At 40.0% G+C, this 18362-nt stretch carries 17 protein-coding genes; 6 read left to right on the plus strand and 11 right to left on the minus strand.

What is annotated here, in order from left to right:
• The first annotated feature begins 76 nt into the window (after positions 1-76).
• Together proS and IEE83_RS14380 are read left to right on the plus strand one after the other, a co-directional pair.
• Positions 77-1552, plus strand: a complete 1476-nt coding sequence (gene proS / locus IEE83_RS14375; RefSeq protein WP_194121243.1) for a proline--tRNA ligase — start codon at positions 77-79, stop codon at positions 1550-1552.
• A 64-nt stretch (positions 1553-1616) separates the two neighbouring features.
• Complete coding sequence (locus IEE83_RS14380) at positions 1617-2048, plus strand: FKBP-type peptidyl-prolyl cis-trans isomerase (RefSeq protein WP_194121244.1); 432 nt, start codon at positions 1617-1619, stop codon at positions 2046-2048.
• Positions 2049-2121: 73 nt separating this feature from the next.
• Here IEE83_RS14380 and IEE83_RS14385 read toward each other — a convergent pair whose 3' ends face one another.
• Positions 2122-2754 carry an AlbA family DNA-binding domain-containing protein gene (locus IEE83_RS14385; RefSeq protein WP_228101812.1) on the minus strand — a complete coding sequence of 211 codons (633 nt, stop codon included), beginning with the start codon at positions 2752-2754 and terminating at the stop codon, positions 2122-2124.
• Positions 2755-3894, minus strand: a complete 1140-nt coding sequence (gene dprA, locus IEE83_RS14390; RefSeq protein ID WP_194123411.1) for a DNA-processing protein DprA — start codon at positions 3892-3894, stop codon at positions 2755-2757.
• A gap of 145 nt (positions 3895-4039) precedes the next feature.
• Here dprA and IEE83_RS14395 point away from each other — a divergent pair, with 145 nt between their 5' ends.
• Positions 4040-5863: an alpha-amylase family glycosyl hydrolase gene (locus IEE83_RS14395; RefSeq protein ID WP_194121245.1), complete on the plus strand. Its 1824-nt coding sequence runs from the start codon at positions 4040-4042 to the stop codon at positions 5861-5863.
• A gap of 54 nt (positions 5864-5917) precedes the next feature.
• Here the strand turns inward: IEE83_RS14395 and lepB (IEE83_RS14400) are convergent, their stop codons facing one another.
• From lepB (IEE83_RS14400) to IEE83_RS14435, 8 genes are all read right to left on the minus strand, one after another.
• A complete protein-coding gene (gene lepB, locus IEE83_RS14400; RefSeq protein WP_379992939.1) occupies positions 5918-7135 on the minus strand; it encodes a signal peptidase I in 1218 nt (405 codons plus the stop codon).
• 124 nt (positions 7136-7259) lie between these two features.
• Positions 7260-8387, minus strand: a complete 1128-nt coding sequence (gene lepB / locus IEE83_RS14405; protein ID WP_194121246.1) for a signal peptidase I — start codon at positions 8385-8387, stop codon at positions 7260-7262.
• A 35-nt stretch (positions 8388-8422) separates the two neighbouring features.
• Complete coding sequence (gene dapB / locus IEE83_RS14410; protein ID WP_194121247.1) at positions 8423-9136, minus strand: 4-hydroxy-tetrahydrodipicolinate reductase; 714 nt, start codon at positions 9134-9136, stop codon at positions 8423-8425.
• 39 nt (positions 9137-9175) lie between these two features.
• Positions 9176-9901: a DUF5683 domain-containing protein gene (locus IEE83_RS14415; protein ID WP_194121248.1), complete on the minus strand. Its 726-nt coding sequence runs from the start codon at positions 9899-9901 to the stop codon at positions 9176-9178.
• Complete coding sequence (locus tag IEE83_RS14420; RefSeq protein ID WP_194121249.1) at positions 9898-10824, minus strand: ParB/RepB/Spo0J family partition protein; 927 nt, start codon at positions 10822-10824, stop codon at positions 9898-9900. Before IEE83_RS14420 ends, IEE83_RS14415 begins: the two co-directional genes overlap by 4 nt.
• Positions 10825-10857: 33 nt before the next feature.
• Positions 10858-11655: a ParA family protein gene (locus IEE83_RS14425; RefSeq protein WP_137341955.1), complete on the minus strand. Its 798-nt coding sequence runs from the start codon at positions 11653-11655 to the stop codon at positions 10858-10860.
• 162 nt (positions 11656-11817) lie between these two features.
• Positions 11818-12840, minus strand: a complete 1023-nt coding sequence (locus IEE83_RS14430; RefSeq protein ID WP_194121250.1) for an SPASM domain-containing protein — start codon at positions 12838-12840, stop codon at positions 11818-11820.
• Between the two features lie 87 nt (positions 12841-12927).
• Positions 12928-13389 (minus strand): Lrp/AsnC family transcriptional regulator, encoded by a 462-nt coding sequence (locus tag IEE83_RS14435; RefSeq protein WP_194121251.1) that lies wholly within the window; start codon positions 13387-13389, stop codon positions 12928-12930.
• A gap of 185 nt (positions 13390-13574) precedes the next feature.
• Here IEE83_RS14435 and ald point away from each other — a divergent pair, with 185 nt between their 5' ends.
• Positions 13575-14687: an alanine dehydrogenase gene (gene ald / locus IEE83_RS14440; RefSeq protein WP_137341958.1), complete on the plus strand. Its 1113-nt coding sequence runs from the start codon at positions 13575-13577 to the stop codon at positions 14685-14687.
• Between the two features lie 56 nt (positions 14688-14743).
• Here the strand turns inward: ald and IEE83_RS14445 are convergent, their stop codons facing one another.
• Entirely contained in the window at positions 14744-15289 is a 546-nt protein-coding gene (locus IEE83_RS14445; protein ID WP_194121252.1) for an outer membrane beta-barrel protein, read from the minus strand.
• A gap of 604 nt (positions 15290-15893) precedes the next feature.
• Here IEE83_RS14445 and IEE83_RS14450 point away from each other — a divergent pair.
• Both IEE83_RS14450 and IEE83_RS14455 read left to right on the plus strand, forming a co-directional pair.
• Entirely contained in the window at positions 15894-17714 is a 1821-nt protein-coding gene (locus IEE83_RS14450) for a DEAD/DEAH box helicase (protein ID WP_194121253.1), read from the plus strand.
• A gap of 75 nt (positions 17715-17789) precedes the next feature.
• On the plus strand, positions 17790-18326 hold the full coding sequence (locus tag IEE83_RS14455; RefSeq protein ID WP_194121254.1) for a DinB family protein: 537 nt from the start codon (positions 17790-17792) through the stop codon (positions 18324-18326).
• The last annotated feature ends 36 nt before the right edge of the window (positions 18327-18362 follow it).

Raw genomic sequence — 18362 nt, forward strand, 5'->3', positions numbered from 1 at the left:
AACTATCTTTGCAACTTCATATAAAAGCGAAGTGACAAACCGTCATACTCTTTTCCAATTATAATATTTTCGTAGAATGAGTAAAGCCTTACCAACCCGCAGTGAAAATTACTCCGAATGGTACAATGAACTAGTAAAAAGAGCCGATTTGGCGGAAACTTCTGCTGTCAGAGGCTGTATGGTGATCAAACCTTACGGCTATTCTATCTGGGAGAAAATGCAGCGCGCATTGGATGACATGTTTAAAGAAACAGGCCATCAGAATGCTTATTTCCCCCTATTTATTCCAAAATCATATCTGAGCAAGGAAGCTTCACACGTTGAAGGTTTTGCAAAGGAATGTGCGGTAGTAACGCATTATAGATTAAAAGCAGACCCCAATGGAAACGGTGTAATCGTGGATCCGGAAGCGAAGCTGGAAGAAGAATTAATCGTTCGTCCAACTTCTGAAACGGTAATATGGAGTACATATAAAAACTGGATTCAGTCTTACCGCGACCTTCCTTTGCTTATCAATCAGTGGGCAAATGTGGTTCGTTGGGAAATGCGTACCCGATTATTTTTGAGAACTACTGAATTTCTGTGGCAGGAAGGCCACACAGCACATTCGACGTCGGCAGAAGCGGTAGCAGAAACAAAACAAATGCTTGAAATTTATGCTCAGTTTGCTGAGGAATGGATGGCGCTTCCCGTTGTAAAAGGTGTTAAAACTGCTAATGAAAGATTTGCAGGAGCGGTTGACACCTACTGTATCGAAGCCCTTATGCAAGACGGAAAAGCTTTGCAGGCAGGAACCTCCCATTTCCTTGGACAAAATTTTGCGAACGCTTTTGATGTTAAATTCCAGGACAAAGAAGGAAAACTGGAATACGTTTGGGGAACTTCATGGGGTGTGAGTACGCGTTTGATGGGTGCACTGATTATGGCACATTCGGATGACAGCGGTTTAGTACTACCTCCAAAGCTTGCTCCTATCCAGGTAGTGATTGTTCCGATTTATAAGAATGAAGAGCAATTAACATTGATTTCAGAGAAAGTTGCAGGGATCACGAAAGATCTTCGCAAAAAAGGAATCAGTATTAAATTTGACAATAACGATGCTTACAAACCGGGTTACAAATTTGCTGAATATGAGCTTAAAGGAGTACCGGTACGTTTGGCTATGGGTGCCCGTGATTTGGAAAACAATACGGTTGAAGTAGCAAGACGTGATACCAAAACCAAAGAAACAGTTTCTCTGGATGGAATCGCTGATTTCATTGGCACGTTATTAGAGAACATTCAGGAATCCATTTATAATAAAGCATTGGCATTCCGTGAGGAAAACACGATAAAGGTTGACACTTTTGAAGAGTTCAATAAAGTGCTTGATACCAAAGGTGGATTCATTCTTGCTCACTGGGACGGGACTTCGGAAACAGAAGAAAAAATTAAGGAGGAAACTAAAGCAACGATTCGTTGTGTTCCTTTGGATTCTGTGGAAGAGGAAGGGGTTTGTATTTATTCAGGCAAACCTTCTAACAGAAGAGTTGTTTTTGCAAGAGCATATTAATACGAGGTCCTAATTTGTTGACCATCATCTTAAACTTATTTTTTTACCAATAGATTCTAATAAAATGAAACAAGCACAAGCAGGTGATACTGTCCAGGTACACTACACAGGCACTCTTCCGGATGGCCAACTGTTTGATTCCTCGGCAGGACGTGAGCCATTGTCTTTTCAATTGGGAAGCGGACAGGTAATCAAAGGCTTTGATGACGGTGTTACCGGCATGGCAGTTGGAGATAAAAAAACGGTACATATTCCAAACGAAGAGGCTTACGGCCCAATCAACGAAGACATGATCGTCAACTTTGAGCGCAGCCAGATACCAGCTGATATTCCTTTGGAAGTTGGAATAACTTTGAATATGCATCAGGACGGAAACGGCCAGGTGATTCCGGTTATCGTGAAAGAAGTTACAGACGAATTTGTAATTCTTGATGCAAACCATCCATTGGCCGGTCAGGATCTGATTTTTGAATTGGAACTTGTAGGTATCGAATAAATTGAAATTGAATATAAAAAAACGGGCTTGAATCAAAAGTTGATTCAAGCCCGTTTTTTTATATATACCAAATTTATTCAACCCATTTCAAACTGAACATTTCCGGTTTTCCTTTTTGTAATTTTAGTAATACCTGCTTATCCGCAAGATCATTTAACAAACGCTCAGCTCTCTTTTCCGAAATATTTATAATTCTTGAAAACACTTTGGCTGTAACAGAATCATATTCCTTTAAATACTGAATAAGTGATCTGACATGCCGGGATTCCAGTAAGGTCTTAGTATCAAAATCACTTTGTCCCTCAATAAAAAGTCGCAGCGTAGGTACACTTTTATCTTTGACACGAACATAAATCATTCGCTGACCTTTCTCATTAATTGCATAATGCGGTCGTTCCTGACTTTCGTCAATTTCAACACGCAACAATACTCTGTTATCCAGTTTCTCGGATTTAAAACGAATTGATAAGGCTTTGTCAACTAACTCTGTGCAGGCTCTTTCCAGTTTTTCAAGCTCACCTAATTCAGAAGCGACTCCAAGAACTTCCTTGTTATCTCCCACACCAATCAGCAAAACGCCGCCTGAAGTATTAGCGAATGATGCCAGCGTTTTCGCAATTTTAAAAGGATTGTCAATAGTACGTTTGAACTCCACTGTCAACCCCTCACCTTGTTTAATTAACTGTATTGTGCTTTTTATCATCATTTAAATTAACCCATATTTTTTACCGGGCAGCGATTTTACCATTCCCTGAAATTCCAGATTGAGCAGAAGCGTGGCAAGTTTATTCAAATGTAAACCACTTTGCCAGGACAATTCATCCACTTGCATACTTCCCTGCCGTTTCAAAAGGGATAAAATCTGCCCCTCATCCTGCGTAAATCCATCAAAGATAAATGTTGATTCATAAGGACTATCTGTACCAGCAACAGTTAAATTGCTGACTTTGTTCTGCAAATTCCATCCAATTGAATCCGCCATATCCTGAACTGAAATAAATATACAGGCTTTATTATCCCTAATTAATTGATTACAACCTTCTGATTGAGGATTTGAAATATTCCCAGGCACTGCAAAAACTTCACGATGATAATTCTGAGCAAAATCCACAGTTATTAAACTTCCGCCTTTCTTTGCAGATTCTACAACAATGGTGACATCACTTAAACCGGCAATAATCCGATTTCTGGCCGGGAAGCGCATAAAATCAGGTTTTGTGGCCAAGGCATTTTCTGTAACCAACCCGCCTTTTTCCTGCATTTCAATAGCAGTTTTCTGATGTACTGCCGGGTAAATCACACTTAATCCGCTCGCCATCACACCGATCGTTGCCAGACCATTTTTCAAACAAGCCCTATGCGCAGTTATATCAATTCCGTAAGCAAGGCCACTGACAACAAGTGGATTATATGGGATTAATTCCTTGATGATATTTTCAGTAACTGCTTTTCCATATTCCGTCACCTGCCTTGTACCCACAATCCCTACCGTTCTTAAACTGTTGTAGTCAAAATTGCCTTTGGAATACAAAACAACGGGGGCGTCATAAAGTGATTTTAAACGATTGGGGTAAGTGCTATCCGAGAAAAAATGAAGTTTTGCGCCTGTTTTAATACAGTTTTGCCATTCCTTTTCGGCTTCTGCAAGGCCATCCTTTTTGAGAATGGATCGTGCTGCTTTTTCCCCTATTCCAGGAATTTTAATAAGCCTTTTGTAGTCGGAAGTAAAAACCTTTTCTGCACTTCCGCAGTAGCTGATAAGTTGTCGAATGGTAACCGAACCGATTCCAGGTGTATTTACCAAAGCAAGCGTACTAAGCTTTTCGCTTTCAGGATTTTCAAGCATAAAGTGATAGTGTGTTTTGAGAACGCAAATTATAAAAATATGCTTCACATTGTACTTTTTACGGTCTAAAATCTTCATTTCGTATGCTCTTGGCACACAATTTGCTCATTATAGGAAAAATGTTAATCATAACCCCAACTCCTTCATGGAAAATATAAATACTGAAGACACCGCTACTTTACAAAATTTCGAAGGCATGGGTGCAACCTGTCACCCGGAAGGAGTTCATTACAGAGTTTGGGCACCAAATGCCGAAAGCGTTTCTGTGGTTGGAACCTTTAATGACTGGAATGATCAGGCAAATCCAATGCAGTCCGAAGAAAACGGAAATTGGAGCTTATTAGTTGAAAACTCAAAAGAAGGAGACGAATATAAGTTTGCGATCAAAACCAAAGACGGCGTTTTGATGCGAAACGACCCTTACGCATTGAAAGTGACTAATTCAGCTGGAAATGGTGTCGTATATAATCATGCATCGTTTGATTGGCAGGATTCAAATTTTCAGATGCCGAGCTGGAATGAAGTCGTAATTTATGAACTTCATGTTGGTACTTTTAACGCTAAAGAAGAAAATCATGTCGGCAACTTTTATACTGCCATAGAAAAACTGGATTATCTTCAGGGACTGGGAATCAACGCCATTGAGTTAATGCCAAGTTCTGAATTTCCGGGCGACCGTTCGTGGGGATACAATCCATCAAATCCATTTGCAATAGAGTCAGATTACGGCGGACCGGAAGGTCTTAAAGATTTCGTAAAGGCCGCACATGAGCATGGTATTGCTGTAATTCTCGATGTGGTTTATAATCATTTTGGCCCATCCGATCTTGACCTTTGGCAGTTTGATGGCTGGTCAGAAAACGGCGGCGGGGGGATTTATTTTTACAACGACTGGAAATCCGAAACTCCATGGGGAGGCACAAGACCTGATTATGGCCGCGGAGAAGTCAGGCAATACATACACGACAATGCCTTAATGTGGTTAAGGGAATACCGCATTGATGGGCTTAGAATGGATATGGTTGTCTATATCAGAAATGTTAAAGCCGATGGAAATCCTGGAAATGATCTGAAAGACGGTATTTCTTTAATGCAGTGGATTAACAAAGATATCAAGGAGCAATTTCCTAACAGAATCACGATTGCTGAGGATATGCATTCACTTGATTTTGTAACAAATTCTGTGGAAAATGGCGGTATGGGTTATGGCTCTCAATGGGACGCAGAATTCGTACATTCTGTTCGTGACGCGGTAATAACGGCTAATGATCAGGACAGAGATATCCCATCGGTAGTCAGTGCTATAACCAGAAAATATAATACTGATTCTTTCCAGCGAATTATTTATACCGAATCTCATGACGAGGTTTCTAACGGACAAGCCAGAGTTGCTGAGGAAATTGCTGATGGGGACGTAAATAACTGGTATTCCAAAAAACGTGCTGCGCTAGGTGTTGCGTTGGTTATGACTGCGCCAGGAATCCCAATGATTTTCCAAGGTCAGCCGCTTTTAGAAGATAAATGGTTTTCTGACAGTGATCCGATCGATTGGTCAAGACTTGATAAATTTGCAGGATTTGCCAGTTTGCATCGAGATCTGATTCATTTGCGTAGAAACTGGTTTGGAGTAACCGAAGGTTTACAAGGCCAGGATGTTCAGATTATTCGTGCTGATAACGATAAAAAGGTTATTGTAATGCACCGTTATAAAGATGGCGGACCGAAGGATAGTGTTGTCGTTGTTCTTAACTTTTCAACTGAAACATTTGACGATTATAAAGTAGGTTTCCCAAGAGAAGGTTCATGGAAACTTCGTTTCAACAGCGACAAGGGAGATTACGATCCTGATTTTTCAAATTTAGGCGTTTTTGATGTTGAGACGATGCAGGGAGAATTCGACAATCTGCAACAATTTGTTTCACTTCAAATTCCACCTTATACAGCTTTGATTTATTCTCAGGAAGAATAAGCCGGTCAAATTCATAGACAACAATAATAAAGGCTTCCGTTTGGAAGCCTTTATTTATTTAATAATACTAAACAACCGATTCCAGCGGATTTTACTCATAAAACCAACTGGATCGGGATCAATTGACATCCATACAAATACTGCTTTTCCTACAATATGATCTTTGGGAACCAGTCCCCAATATCTTGAATCCGCCGAATTGTGACGGTTATCACCCATCATAAAATAATAATCCTGTTTGAAAGTATAACCTTCAAGCTGTTTCCCCTGCTGAAATATCTTTCCCTCTTTCAAAACCACATTATAATTTCTCTCATAATTTTGAATGACTTCACCATAAAAGGCAACATTCTCTGGTGTTAGTTTTACCGTCACTCCTTTTTTCGGAATCACCACCGGACCATAGTTATCTTTGTTCCAATTGAATAAATCTGATTCCGGATAAAGATGAGACTCGCGTAATCCTTTTGGCATAACCGTCTTTTCAATGTGTTTTACAAAATCATAAGCTTTCAGTTTTGCCGCTGTTTGAGCAGTAGTTTTTACGATATAACCTGCCTCATCATTATCTGCCAGCGTATCATTCTGCGTTTCCATATAAGGTGAGAATTCTGTGATTCCATTTTTTCTGAAAATGTTTGCTTCATTAATAGCAGTAGTAACAGCCATAAAATATTCATTTTGCATTTCAGGCGGATTCAGACTTTTTACCCCGTTTACATAAACCTGAGAATTTCTAATCTCAAATTTATCACCAGCCTCAGCAACACATCTTTTGATATAGTTCGTCCTTAAATCAATTGGATATGGTTTCAGATTTGGTAAAACTGCTTCATAATTTTTATAAAGATTCGGATGTTCAACCGGTAAATTGAAAACGACAACATCTCCCCTTTTCACTTCCGAAAAACCTGGTAATCTAAATTGTGGCAATGAAATCCAATCAAAAAAAGAAGGAATTTCTGAGCCCCATATTTTTTGATGCGTCAGCGGCATTTGTAAAGGCGTAACCGGTGTACGTGTGCCATAGTGCAGCTTACTCACAAATAAATAATCACCAACCAACAAAGTATGTTCCATCGAAGATGAGGGGATAACAAAAGCCTCAAAAAAGAACCAACGAATCAGCGTAGCTGCGATGACGGCAAATAAAACGGAATCAAACCATTCACGAATGGCAGATTTTCTTCTTATTAATTTTGGTGAACTGGCTATTTCTTTCTTAGCTGGTGTGATCATGGCGTACAAAATTATGATGCAATATTGCATCATAATTTAATAACAAACAAACAAGTATATATAATTTTATTTAATATAATAATTACAAACTAAAAAGAGGGAAAGAGTTGGCAAAAATGCCATTCTTTCCCTCCTAATATCTGACTTAAATTATATCTTAGTTAATGATACGGAACAATCTGTTCCAACGGATTTTACCAAAGAAACTTGTCGGTGCCGGATCTATAGACATCCAAACGAATACCGCTTTTCCTACAATGTGATCCTTTGGTACAAAACCCCAATAACGCGAATCCGCTGAGTTATGACGATTATCTCCCATCATGAAATAATAATCCTGCCCAAAAGTATAGCTCGTGATTACCTTACCATCTACCTTAACTGTATTATCAGTAATTTCAACTTTATCATTTCCTTCGTAGCTCTTGATTACAGTACCATATAAAGCCACATTTTCCGGCGTTAATTGGACTGTCATACCTTTTGCTGGAATTGTGATTGGTCCGTAGTTATCACGATTCCATTTGAACAAAGGAGAATTTGGATACAACATCGGCTCGCTGATTTCTTTCGAGGCCTTTACCACTGTTACTCCTTTTACAAAATCGTATTGTTTCAATTTTGCAGCCAGTTCGACGGTTGTATAAACCAGATATCCAGGCTGATCATTTGTAGCAATAGTATCGTTAAAAGTTTCTACGTAAGAATTGAATTCTGAAATTCCGTTATCCTTAAAAACTTTTGCCTCATTTACGCTTGTTGAAGTGGCAACGAAATATTCGTTTTCCATCCGTGGAGGATTTTCAACTGCTTTTCCATTAGCAAATACCTGAAGATCGCGAACTTCCAGTTTATCGCCCGGCAATCCCATGCATCTTTTGATATAGTTGGTTTTCAAATCGACCGGGTGCTGTAATTCCGGCGGATAGTTAAACACAACCACATCTCCACGTTTTACATCACTAAAACCCGGCAGGCGAAATGATGGCAATTGTATTGCATCTGTGTAGGAAGGTATATTCGTTCCCCAGATTGTCTGATGTGTTAAAGGAACCTGGATTGGTGTTTTTGGCGTGCGAGTACCGTAATGAAGCTTACTAACAAACAAAAAATCACCAACCAGAAGACTGTTCTCCATCGAAGGAGTTGGAATTGTAAAAGCTTCAAAAAACAACCAGCGAATAAGTGTTGCGGCAATTACTGCAAAAAGGACAGAGTCGAACCATTCACGAACAGCAGATTTTTTCTTTGAAGAACTAGGGTTATTTCCCTGATTAAAAGCCATGTTTTATTCTAATTGAGAGTTACAGTAATATCAGTCTAAATTTTCAACAGGTCGTCCATTCCAAAAACACCTTGTTTGCCTGGCAACCATTCAGCAGAAATCACAGCGCCTAAGGCAAAACCTGCTCTGCTGTGGGCTGTATGTGCAATTTCAATTTTGTCAACCTCAGATTCATAACGGATGATATGCGTACCAGGAACTTCTCCTTCTCTTTCTGCCTTAATCTGGATCAAACCACCTTCACTTTCAGGTGCAAGTGTCCAGCCTTTTATGCTGCTGTCTTCAGCGATTAATCCTTCCGCCAAAGTAATGGCAGTTCCGCTTGGTGCATCAAGTTTATGAATATGGTGGATTTCCGTCATGGAAGCTGCATAACCATGGCCTTTCATTAATTGCGCCAACTGACGATTCAGACGGAAAAATAAATTAACGCCGATACTATAATTTGATGCGTAGAAAAAAGCCCCTTTTTCAGATTGACATAATGCTTCAATTTCTGAACGATGTTCAAGCCAACCCGTAGTACCGCAAACAATCGGCCAGCCTTTTTTCAAGCAATAGGTAATGTTATCATATGCCGATTCAGGAGAACTAAATTCGATCGCAACATCAACATCAGCCTTACCAAGCTGATCCATTTCACTGCGATTGCTGAGATCTATTTTACCAACAATACTATGTCCTCTTTCCAGGGCAATCTTTTCGATTGTTTTCCCCATTTTGCCGTAACCCAGCAACAATATTTTCATTGTAAAAACTTAAATTTCAATCTGTACTAAACTTAACTCTTATTGTTTCCGCCTGTGCAGGTTAAAAACCAGACTTACTCCCGGCGTGGGCAATGTCATATTAGGTTGTTGAATTTTCGGCGAGACTTTCATACTGATGTCTTCCGATAAGTCAAATGTTTTTAAATGTGCCGCTACGTTTGCTTCAATAATTGAAAGCGCATACAACGCAACAGTAAACACGATGGCAGTTTCTTTATAACGCCGATAGGTATTTTTCTCACGTTTTACCTGATCAATCGTTAACTTCAGAGAGTCCACACGCGCACCATTCAAAATACCTCCCCGATAAAAAATAGGCAGACGCGCATCCGCCGCAACTTTTACTTTGCCATAATTACTGCTTTTAGGATCCAGATCGTAGAAAGATTTATATCCTTTCAAAAAATCATGATACCGTACATTCCAATAAAGAGCCGTCCAGGTTCCGCCAGCAAAAGCCGCATACACTAAAGGAACTTTCCAGTAATCACGATTATAAATCTGCCCTGATCCTGGAATTAACGCTGCCAGTTTTGTAGCCTTACCCGGATTCGGAATAAATTTCTTTTTCCCGGCCGCAATCTGTGGTTTTACAGAATCTCCCTGAATAAAAGCAGTACTGTCGTCAAAAACAACCGTTTTCTCAGGCTTCTTTCGTTCCTTCTCCTCAACCTTTTCCGTCTTCTGGGCACTAATCTTACCTGCGATAAGAATAAACATCCCAATCCAAAACCACTTTTTCAAGCTTTGCTATCGAATTTCAATGTTTCCAAAATCTTTTTCAATTCATCCTGCGAACCAAAAGGGATTTTGATTTCCCCTTTATGGTCATCACTGCTTTTCACAGAAACCTTTGCTCCGAAAAACGAGGATAACTGAAATTGCAATGACTTTATTTCCTGGTTTAGTGTAACAGGTTTTTTCGTTTCAAAAGAAATACTGCTCATCATACCAAGCTTGCGTACTTCTTCCTCCACTTTACGAACAGACCAGCCCTCTTCAATAATTTTATTGAAAATCTTTAATTGAATCTGGTCACTGTTGATAGTAATAATCGCCCTTGCATGACCCATGCTGATACGGTTATCACGCAATGCTGCCTGAATCACCGGTGGCAATTTCAAAAGGCGGATATAATTGTTAACCGTAGTCCGGTTTTTACCGACACGTACACCTAATTCTTCCTGTTTCAGATTACATTCAAGAATCAGACGCTGATAACTCAGGGCAATTTCTATTGAATTAAGATTTTCCCGCTGAATGTTTTCAATCAGTGCCATTTCCAGCATTTGCTGGTCGTTGGCTGTACGCACGTAAGCAGGGATACGTACCATTCCAAGAGAGCGGGAAGCCTGAAGACGTCTTTCTCCTGATATCAGCTGATACTGATCCTGACCTAGTTGCCTGACCGTAATCGGCTGGATAATTCCCTGAACCCGGATAGAATCCGCAAGTTCCTGAAGTGCTTCCTGGTCAAATTTTGTCCTTGGCTGATAAGGATTGGCCTCGATCTGATCCAGCTCGATTTCATTCATCGAGCCGACCGCATCAATGGATGAAGGCCGCGGACTAGGACGCGAAGTGTTACCCTTGTCCGAGTCCTGAAGCAAAGCCCCAAGACCACGACCAAGGCCGGTCATTTTTTTATTTTTATTGCTAGTTTCCATTCTGCGCTATGATCTCCCCTTAAATACAATGAATCAATTTACTCCCTGATGTGTATCTGTTGAAAGCAGCCCGTTTTTGGTAAGAATTTCTCTTGCCAGATTTAAATAACTGATCGCACCTTTGCTATCAGCATCCTGAGCCAAAACAGGGATACCATAACTTGGCGATTCACTTAAACGTATGTTACGGGGGATAATGGTATTGAAGACCAAAGATTCGAAATGACTTGTCACTTCATTTACAACCTGATTTGACAAACGTAAACGCAGGTCATACATGGTCAGCAAAATGCCTTCAATGGCAAGATTTGTGTTCAGTCGGGATTGAATAATTGTGATCGTATTAAGAAGTTTCCCTAAACCTTCCAATGCGAAATATTCGCACTGAACCGGCACAATCACTGAATCTGCCGCTGTTAAACTGTTTATCGTTATTAAACCCAACGATGGAGAACAGTCAATAATAATGAAATCATAATCGTCCTTAACTTCCGCAATCGCATCTTTCATACGATGCTCACGATTTTTAAGGTTGATCATTTCAATTTCCGCTCCTACCAGATCAATGTGCGACGGCAGCAGATTCAGATTTGGGAAATCTGTTTCTAAAATTACCTCGCCCGTTCTGACATCCTCCACCATGCATTCGTAGATACTGTTTTCCATTTCCTGTGGATTAAATCCAAGTCCGGATGTGGAATTAGCCTGCGGATCTGCATCAATAATAAGTGTACGAAATTCTAATGCTGCTAAACTCGCAGCAAGATTAATTGCGGTTGTAGTCTTACCTACTCCGCCTTTTTGGTTTGCAATTGCAATTACTTTGCCCATGAATTTTTGAATTACCAATGCCAAATTTCAATTATTCAGAGCAAACCACCAAAAAATGTTCCACGGAGTTTGAATAAAAAGTCTTTACAACCTCAATATCAGATTGATAACTTATATTAATATTTGTTAAAATTTGAAATTAAGGAGGGAAAACCCAATGTTTCACGCCCAAACCTCTGTTCCCTCTGTGCAGTTTTTGCACATTTCAATCTCGGAACGAGACCGTATTAAGGACGCCCGGAAGTCATTATATTTTTTGCCACGCCAAAGTTGACGGAAGCTTGTTTTTTTCATATCACCCAATTGATATTCGGCGTCTTTGTCAAAACAGCATGGAACAACACCTCCATCCCAGGTGATGACACAGGAGTGCCACATCTTCCAGCAATGGTCAACAAACTTGTTTTTGATCGAAAAACGGCCACTTTCGTTTTTCTTGTACCGTGAATACTTATCAATAGTAGGAATCAGATCCGAACCCTCTTCATAATCATAGATCTGGGCAGTTTTTAAACCAACTTCATCCACACCCATTTCTTCGGCCAATTTTTTCACATCTTCAATCTGATGTTCATTTGGTTTAACAACCAGAAATTGGAAAATAACGTGAGGCGTACTTGATTTCAGCTCTTTTTTCCACTTAATAATATTGCGGGTTCCTTCCAGAACTTTTTCCAGATTTCCACCAATTCTGTATTGTTCGTAAGTTTCCTGTGTAGTTCCGTCAATCGAAATTATCAAACGATCCAAACCTGATTCTACGGTTTTACGCGCTTTTTCATCGGTTAAATAATGCGCATTGGTGGAAGTAGCCGTGTAAATCCCTTTTTCATGGGCATAATTGACAAGCTCAAAAAACTTGGGATGCAGATATGGTTCTCCCTGAAAATAAAATATCAGATATAATAAAGTATCTGCTAGTTCGTCAATGGTTTTCTTATATAATTTTTCTTCCATCATACCCGTTGGCCGGGTGAAAGAGCGAAGGCCGCTTGGACATTCCGGACAACGCAAATTGCAGGAAGTTGTGGGTTCGAAAGAAATGGCAATCGGCATACCCCAGTGAACGGGCTGGCCGGTGGTTTTTGAGTAAAAATAACTGCTTAATATCTGAATGGCATTCCACGCACGTTTCGGGGTTACCTTGGACATCAGGTTTAAGCCATCTTTAAAATTTTTATTCATTTTGTTGATTTTTAGCCGTCGAACCCTGAAGATTTAATCGGCTTAATAATGGTAAAAAGTATTTTTCCGGCCTCGCATCTGCTATTGTTAACGAACTGAAATACCTGTGGAGTACTTTATTTCCGAAATTACAAAATAGCTGCTGATGTGCAACACACTTTTTAGGGCAGAAAGTTTATGCTGGTAAAATTGATTGTAAGCTTCGCCATCTTCAACCACCACTTTCAGCATGTAATCGAAGTTACCCGACACCACAGAACATTCCAAAACTTCGGGCATATTTACAATGGCCTGGTTGAAATCCTCAAAGCTTTCCCGCTTCTGTTTGTCAAGGGTGATATTACAATAAACAACCAAAGATTTTCCAAGCTTTCTGCGGTTCAAAAGACACACATATTTATCGATAAAACCCTCCCGTTCAAGCTTTCTGATACGATCATGTACAGGCGTAACCGACAGATTAATCCTGCTTGCAATTTCTTTCATTGTGAACTGGGAATTTTCCTGGAGCAGTTCCAGTATTCGTTTATCTGTCAGATCAAGTTGCATGAAAAGTATTTTTTTGTCGAAACTGATTATTTCGGTACAAATGAAAGGATTAATTTCTTTCCGAAAATCTCAAAACAGTTTTTTTTTCTGTATTTATTTCAAACAAAAGAAAGTTTTTCCACGATACGGTATTTTTACAATTGAATTTATAAAACAACTGTTTTTCAAATCAAACTCTTATTACTATGATCATCGGCGTTCCGAAAGAAATTAAAAATAATGAAAACCGTGTGGCCGTAACGCCAGCGGGAATTACTGAATTCCGTAAACATGGACATACTATCTATGTGCAGACAGAAGCAGGAAAAGGAAGTGGATTTTCAGACGAACAATATACCGAAGCAGGTGCAACTATTCTTTCAACTATTGAAGAAGTGTACGCCATTGCTGAAATGATCATTAAAGTAAAAGAGCCGATTGAAAGTGAATATGCGCTGATCAAAGAAGATCAGTTGTTATTTACATATTTCCACTTTGCTTCGTCAGAGCCGCTTACAAATGCAATGATCGAACGCAAAGCCGTTTGTCTGGCTTATGAAACTGTGGAAAGAACAGACAGAAGTTTGCCTCTTCTTATCCCAATGAGCGAAGTTGCCGGACGTATGGCTGTGCAGGAAGGCGCAAAATATCTTGAAAAACCAATGGGCGGATTCGGAATTTTGCTTGGCGGTGTTGCTGGTGTAAAACCTGCTAACGTTTTGGTATTAGGTGGTGGAATCGTTGGAACGCAAGCTGCGAAAATGGCGGCGGGTTTAGGAGCAAACGTAACCATTGTTGACATCAGCCTGGCACGTCTGCGTTACCTTGAAGATATTATGCCTGCGAATGTTGACACTGTTATGTCAAATGAATACAACATTCGTGATCTTGTAAAAAGCTCTATCCTTATTATTGGCGGCGTTTTGATTCCTGGCGCGAAAGCTCCTTCATTGATTACACGTGATATGTTGAAATTAATGAAACCTGGTACTGTCATGGTTGACGTTGCGATTGACCAGGGTGGATGTTTTGAAACTTCACACGCTACAACACACGAAGATCCTATTTATGAAGTTGACGGCGTAGTTCACTATTGCGTTGCCAATATGCCTGGTGCAGTTCCATATACTTCAACACTTGCGCTTACAAATGCTACACTTCCTTATGCTTTATTATTGGCAAACAAAGGATGGAAAGAAGCCTGTGCGAGCAATGAAGAGTTGAAAAAAGGACTTAATGTAGTTAACGGAAAAATCGTATTTAAAGGAGTTTCCGACGCATGGAACCTTCCTTACACAGAAGTTAGCGAAGTGCTTTAATATATTGGTTTGAGTCAGAAAGCCGGAGCGGATAATTTCCGATCCGGCTTTCTTTGTTACAACCCGAAGTTTTTAGAAATCCCAAATCCTGCCCCGCTGCCAAAGTTCAGACCGAAACTGTTGCTTTTGTTTTCTCCTTTTACCTTATTGGTTGCAAAACCAAGACTACCGAAATTAAAATTCAAGGCAAAACCATTTTTAAGGTTTACTCCAATCGCCGGGAAAATTGTAGATTCAAAACCAGCCATTTTAACGCCAGCCGTTTTTCCAGATAAGAAATTTGTATTTAATTGTCCATACACCGCAAAGATATCAGACAAAGGATAAGCGTAACGAATAAATGGTCCGGCCCCGAAAGATGTTGTCTTAATTTCCGGAGAACCTGTTTTTGAAGATGTCGTTTTAAGATTTACACCACCCGTCCAGTGATCATTCCATTGATAACCCACAGCCGGAGTAAAAGAAAAACTATTTGTTTTTACATCAGCAGAAGACTTTGAGCTATTAATCCCCAGACCACCATAAACTAAAATTGAATTACTTTGAGCCTGTGCAGCCATACCAGCCAAAGCGAAAATCATACTTAAAAAAACTTTTTTCATGATAGAATGTATATAGTTATGAAATTTCAAGTCACCAACCCTGGTGATTTGTCTCTTTATACGGGCTAAATACAAAAAAGTAACAATGTGAAAAATTCAGGAAGGAAGGCTTTTGAGGCATTCAGAGATACTATTTTAATCTCCCGGTTCACGCAGCTAATTTTTATTTCTGAAAATATTACAATTATTTTTCCTTAACCTATTGACATATAAAATAATATTTGTACTTTTGTAAAAAATTAGAACGAACATCCGTTCGCTTCTCTGCTTCATACACGGTTCGGCACTTTTGTTTTAGCGCCACCAACCTTTAAAACGCCTGGTTGGTTTTTCACCCGTTTCGTCATGCAGAGCCCCACGGATGTCTTGTGGTGGGCTTAGCGCAATCCCTTAGATTTAAAATACTGATAGTCATCAGCGTTGTTGTACCGAACCGGTTTCTCGCGGTTTACCTTAACAATCAGACATGATTTCAAATTGTGCAGGTTTTCAATATTGAATTTGATATTCGTCATGAAGGATATTGGATTGATATTGCCGGCAACCTACTGACTTCTAATTCTTATAAAATAATTTTTAAAGAATTTTAATAATAACAAGATAGATGACTACTGAAACAATTGAGACAATTGAAGATTTTGAGACCTTCGCTGATTTAGGACTCTCAGAAAACATCCTTAAAGCCTTAACTGAAATGGGTTTTACGAAACCCTCTCCAATTCAAGCACAGGGAATTCCAGCTGTAATGCAAGGTTCTGACGTAATTGGTCAGGCGCAAACAGGAACAGGAAAAACTGCTGCTTTTGGAATACCTGTACTTGAACGTATTGACCTTTCTAATACTGCTGTTCAAGCACTTATACTTTGCCCTACAAGAGAATTAGCTGTACAAGTTTCCGAAGAATTAGGAAGACTTGCGAAATTTCAGCGCGGAATAAGAATTGAAGCAATTTACGGTGGTGATTCAATTGATCGCCAGATCCGTTCCCTAAAAAGAGGTGTTCATATAGTTGTAGGAACTCCTGGCCGTGTGATGGACCATATGCAACGTCGTACTTTGAAATTTGACGAAGTTCGTATGATGGTTCTTGATGAAGCTGACGAAATGTTGGACATGGGTTTCCGTGAAGACATCGAAAGCATATTGGCTGACATGCCGGAAGATCGCCAGACGATCCTTTTCTCGGCAACAATGTCTAAGCCGATTATGTCAATCACAAAACGCTTCCTTAACGATCCGATTTTAATTAAAGTTGTTCGTAACGAGCTTACTAATGTTAATATCGAACAAGTTTGTTTCGAAGTAAAACCTCAGGCGAAAGTTGAAGTAATGACACGTCTGATTGATATGTACCATTTGAAATCACTTCTTGTATTTTGTAACACAAAACGCAAAGTGGACGAAATCGTTGAAGAATTACAACTTCGCGGTTACGCATCAGAAGGTATCCATGGTGACTTGCGCCAGCAACAACGTAGCAACGTAATGAGCAAATTCAAGGCGGGTGTTACTACCATTCTTGTGGCGACAGACGTAGCTGCACGTGGTATTGACGTAAGCGGACTTGATGGCGTAATCAACTACGACATTCCTTTGGATGAAGAATATTACGTACACCGAATTGGCCGTACAGGTCGTGCCGGTATGTCCGGAAAAGCTTTCTCACTGGTTGCACGTGACGAAAAATTCCGTCTTAAAACCATTGAAAACTATACAAAAGTAAAAATCGAAAAAGGCGTTATTCCTTCTTACGAAGATATCGTTGGTGTTCGTAAAGCTCGTTTTGTAGAAAGTATTTCTGCTACAATCCAGGAAGGCGACACAGATCTTTACGAAGATGTATTGGAAATGTTACGTCACAGCGGTTTCACAACCGAACAAATCGTAGCTGCTCTTGCTAAACAAATTATGGGTGTTCAGAAAAACGAATATTCAGACAGTAATCTGGCATGGGAAGAAAGACGTGGCGGAGAAGGTCGTCGTGAAGGCGGAAGCGATCGTTTCGAACGTCGTTCATCCGGCGGATCAACCGGCGGACGTTTTGAAAGAGGTTCTCGTGATAGCGGAAGTCGCGAAGGAGATCGTCGCGGACCAAGCTCTGACCGTTTTGCAAGCAGAGAACGCTCTGGCGAATCTCGTGCACCACGTGAACGTGATGGCGAAGCAAAACGCACAGCAGCACCGGAAGCAGGTATGACTCGTTTGTTCCTAAGTCTTGGACGTAAAGATCATATCATGCCTCGTGATATCGTTGGAGCAATTGCTGGTGAAGCAAACATTCCTGGTAAAACAATCGGCGCGATCGATATCTATGATAAATTCACTTTCGTTGATGTTCCTGAACGTGATGCACGCACAGTACTACGTGCCATGGACGGTAACACAATCAAAGGAAAAGCAGTACAGATTGATATTGCAAAATAATCAGTCAGACTTCTGACACCAAATATGAATTAAAAGGGACTTGTAAAAGAGTCCCTTTTTTTGTTACTTTTCCACATGGAAAATATTGAAAAACCGGAAGTCTGGCTACGTGGACCACTTCCAAACGTCCCTCCCCATTTGCAGCCAGCTGCTCACGCGCTTTTACAGGCTCAGGAAGAAATTAACAAACTTGGTCAAAACTTTCCTTCTGACTTATTATGGATAAAACCTGCCGGATTAGCTTCCGTTGGTTTTCATATGCAGCATTTGGCAGGCGTGCTCGACAGGCTTCTTACGTATGCACGAGGCGAATCGCTTACAGATAAACAACTGGAATATTTAAGATCAGAAGGAAAAGCTCCTTTTGAAGGTTGTAGTTTTGATGATTTATTACAAAATCTGAACAAACAGTTTTTGATTGCAATAACGCAAATAGAAAACACAGATTCTTCAACACTTTTGGAAGTAAGAATGGTTGGGCGCGCACAAGTTCCATCCACACATTTAGGTTTGTTGTTCCATGCAGCCGAGCATACTATGCGCCATTTGGGCCAGTTATTAGTTACACTGAAATTTCTTGAAGCAGATATTGATAAAAATAGTAAAAGCTAAAACCTTAGCAGCCAAACATTTTGGAATTGATTAATT

The organism is Dyadobacter subterraneus (assembly GCF_015221875.1).
Taxonomy (GTDB): domain Bacteria; phylum Bacteroidota; class Bacteroidia; order Cytophagales; family Spirosomataceae; genus Dyadobacter; species Dyadobacter subterraneus.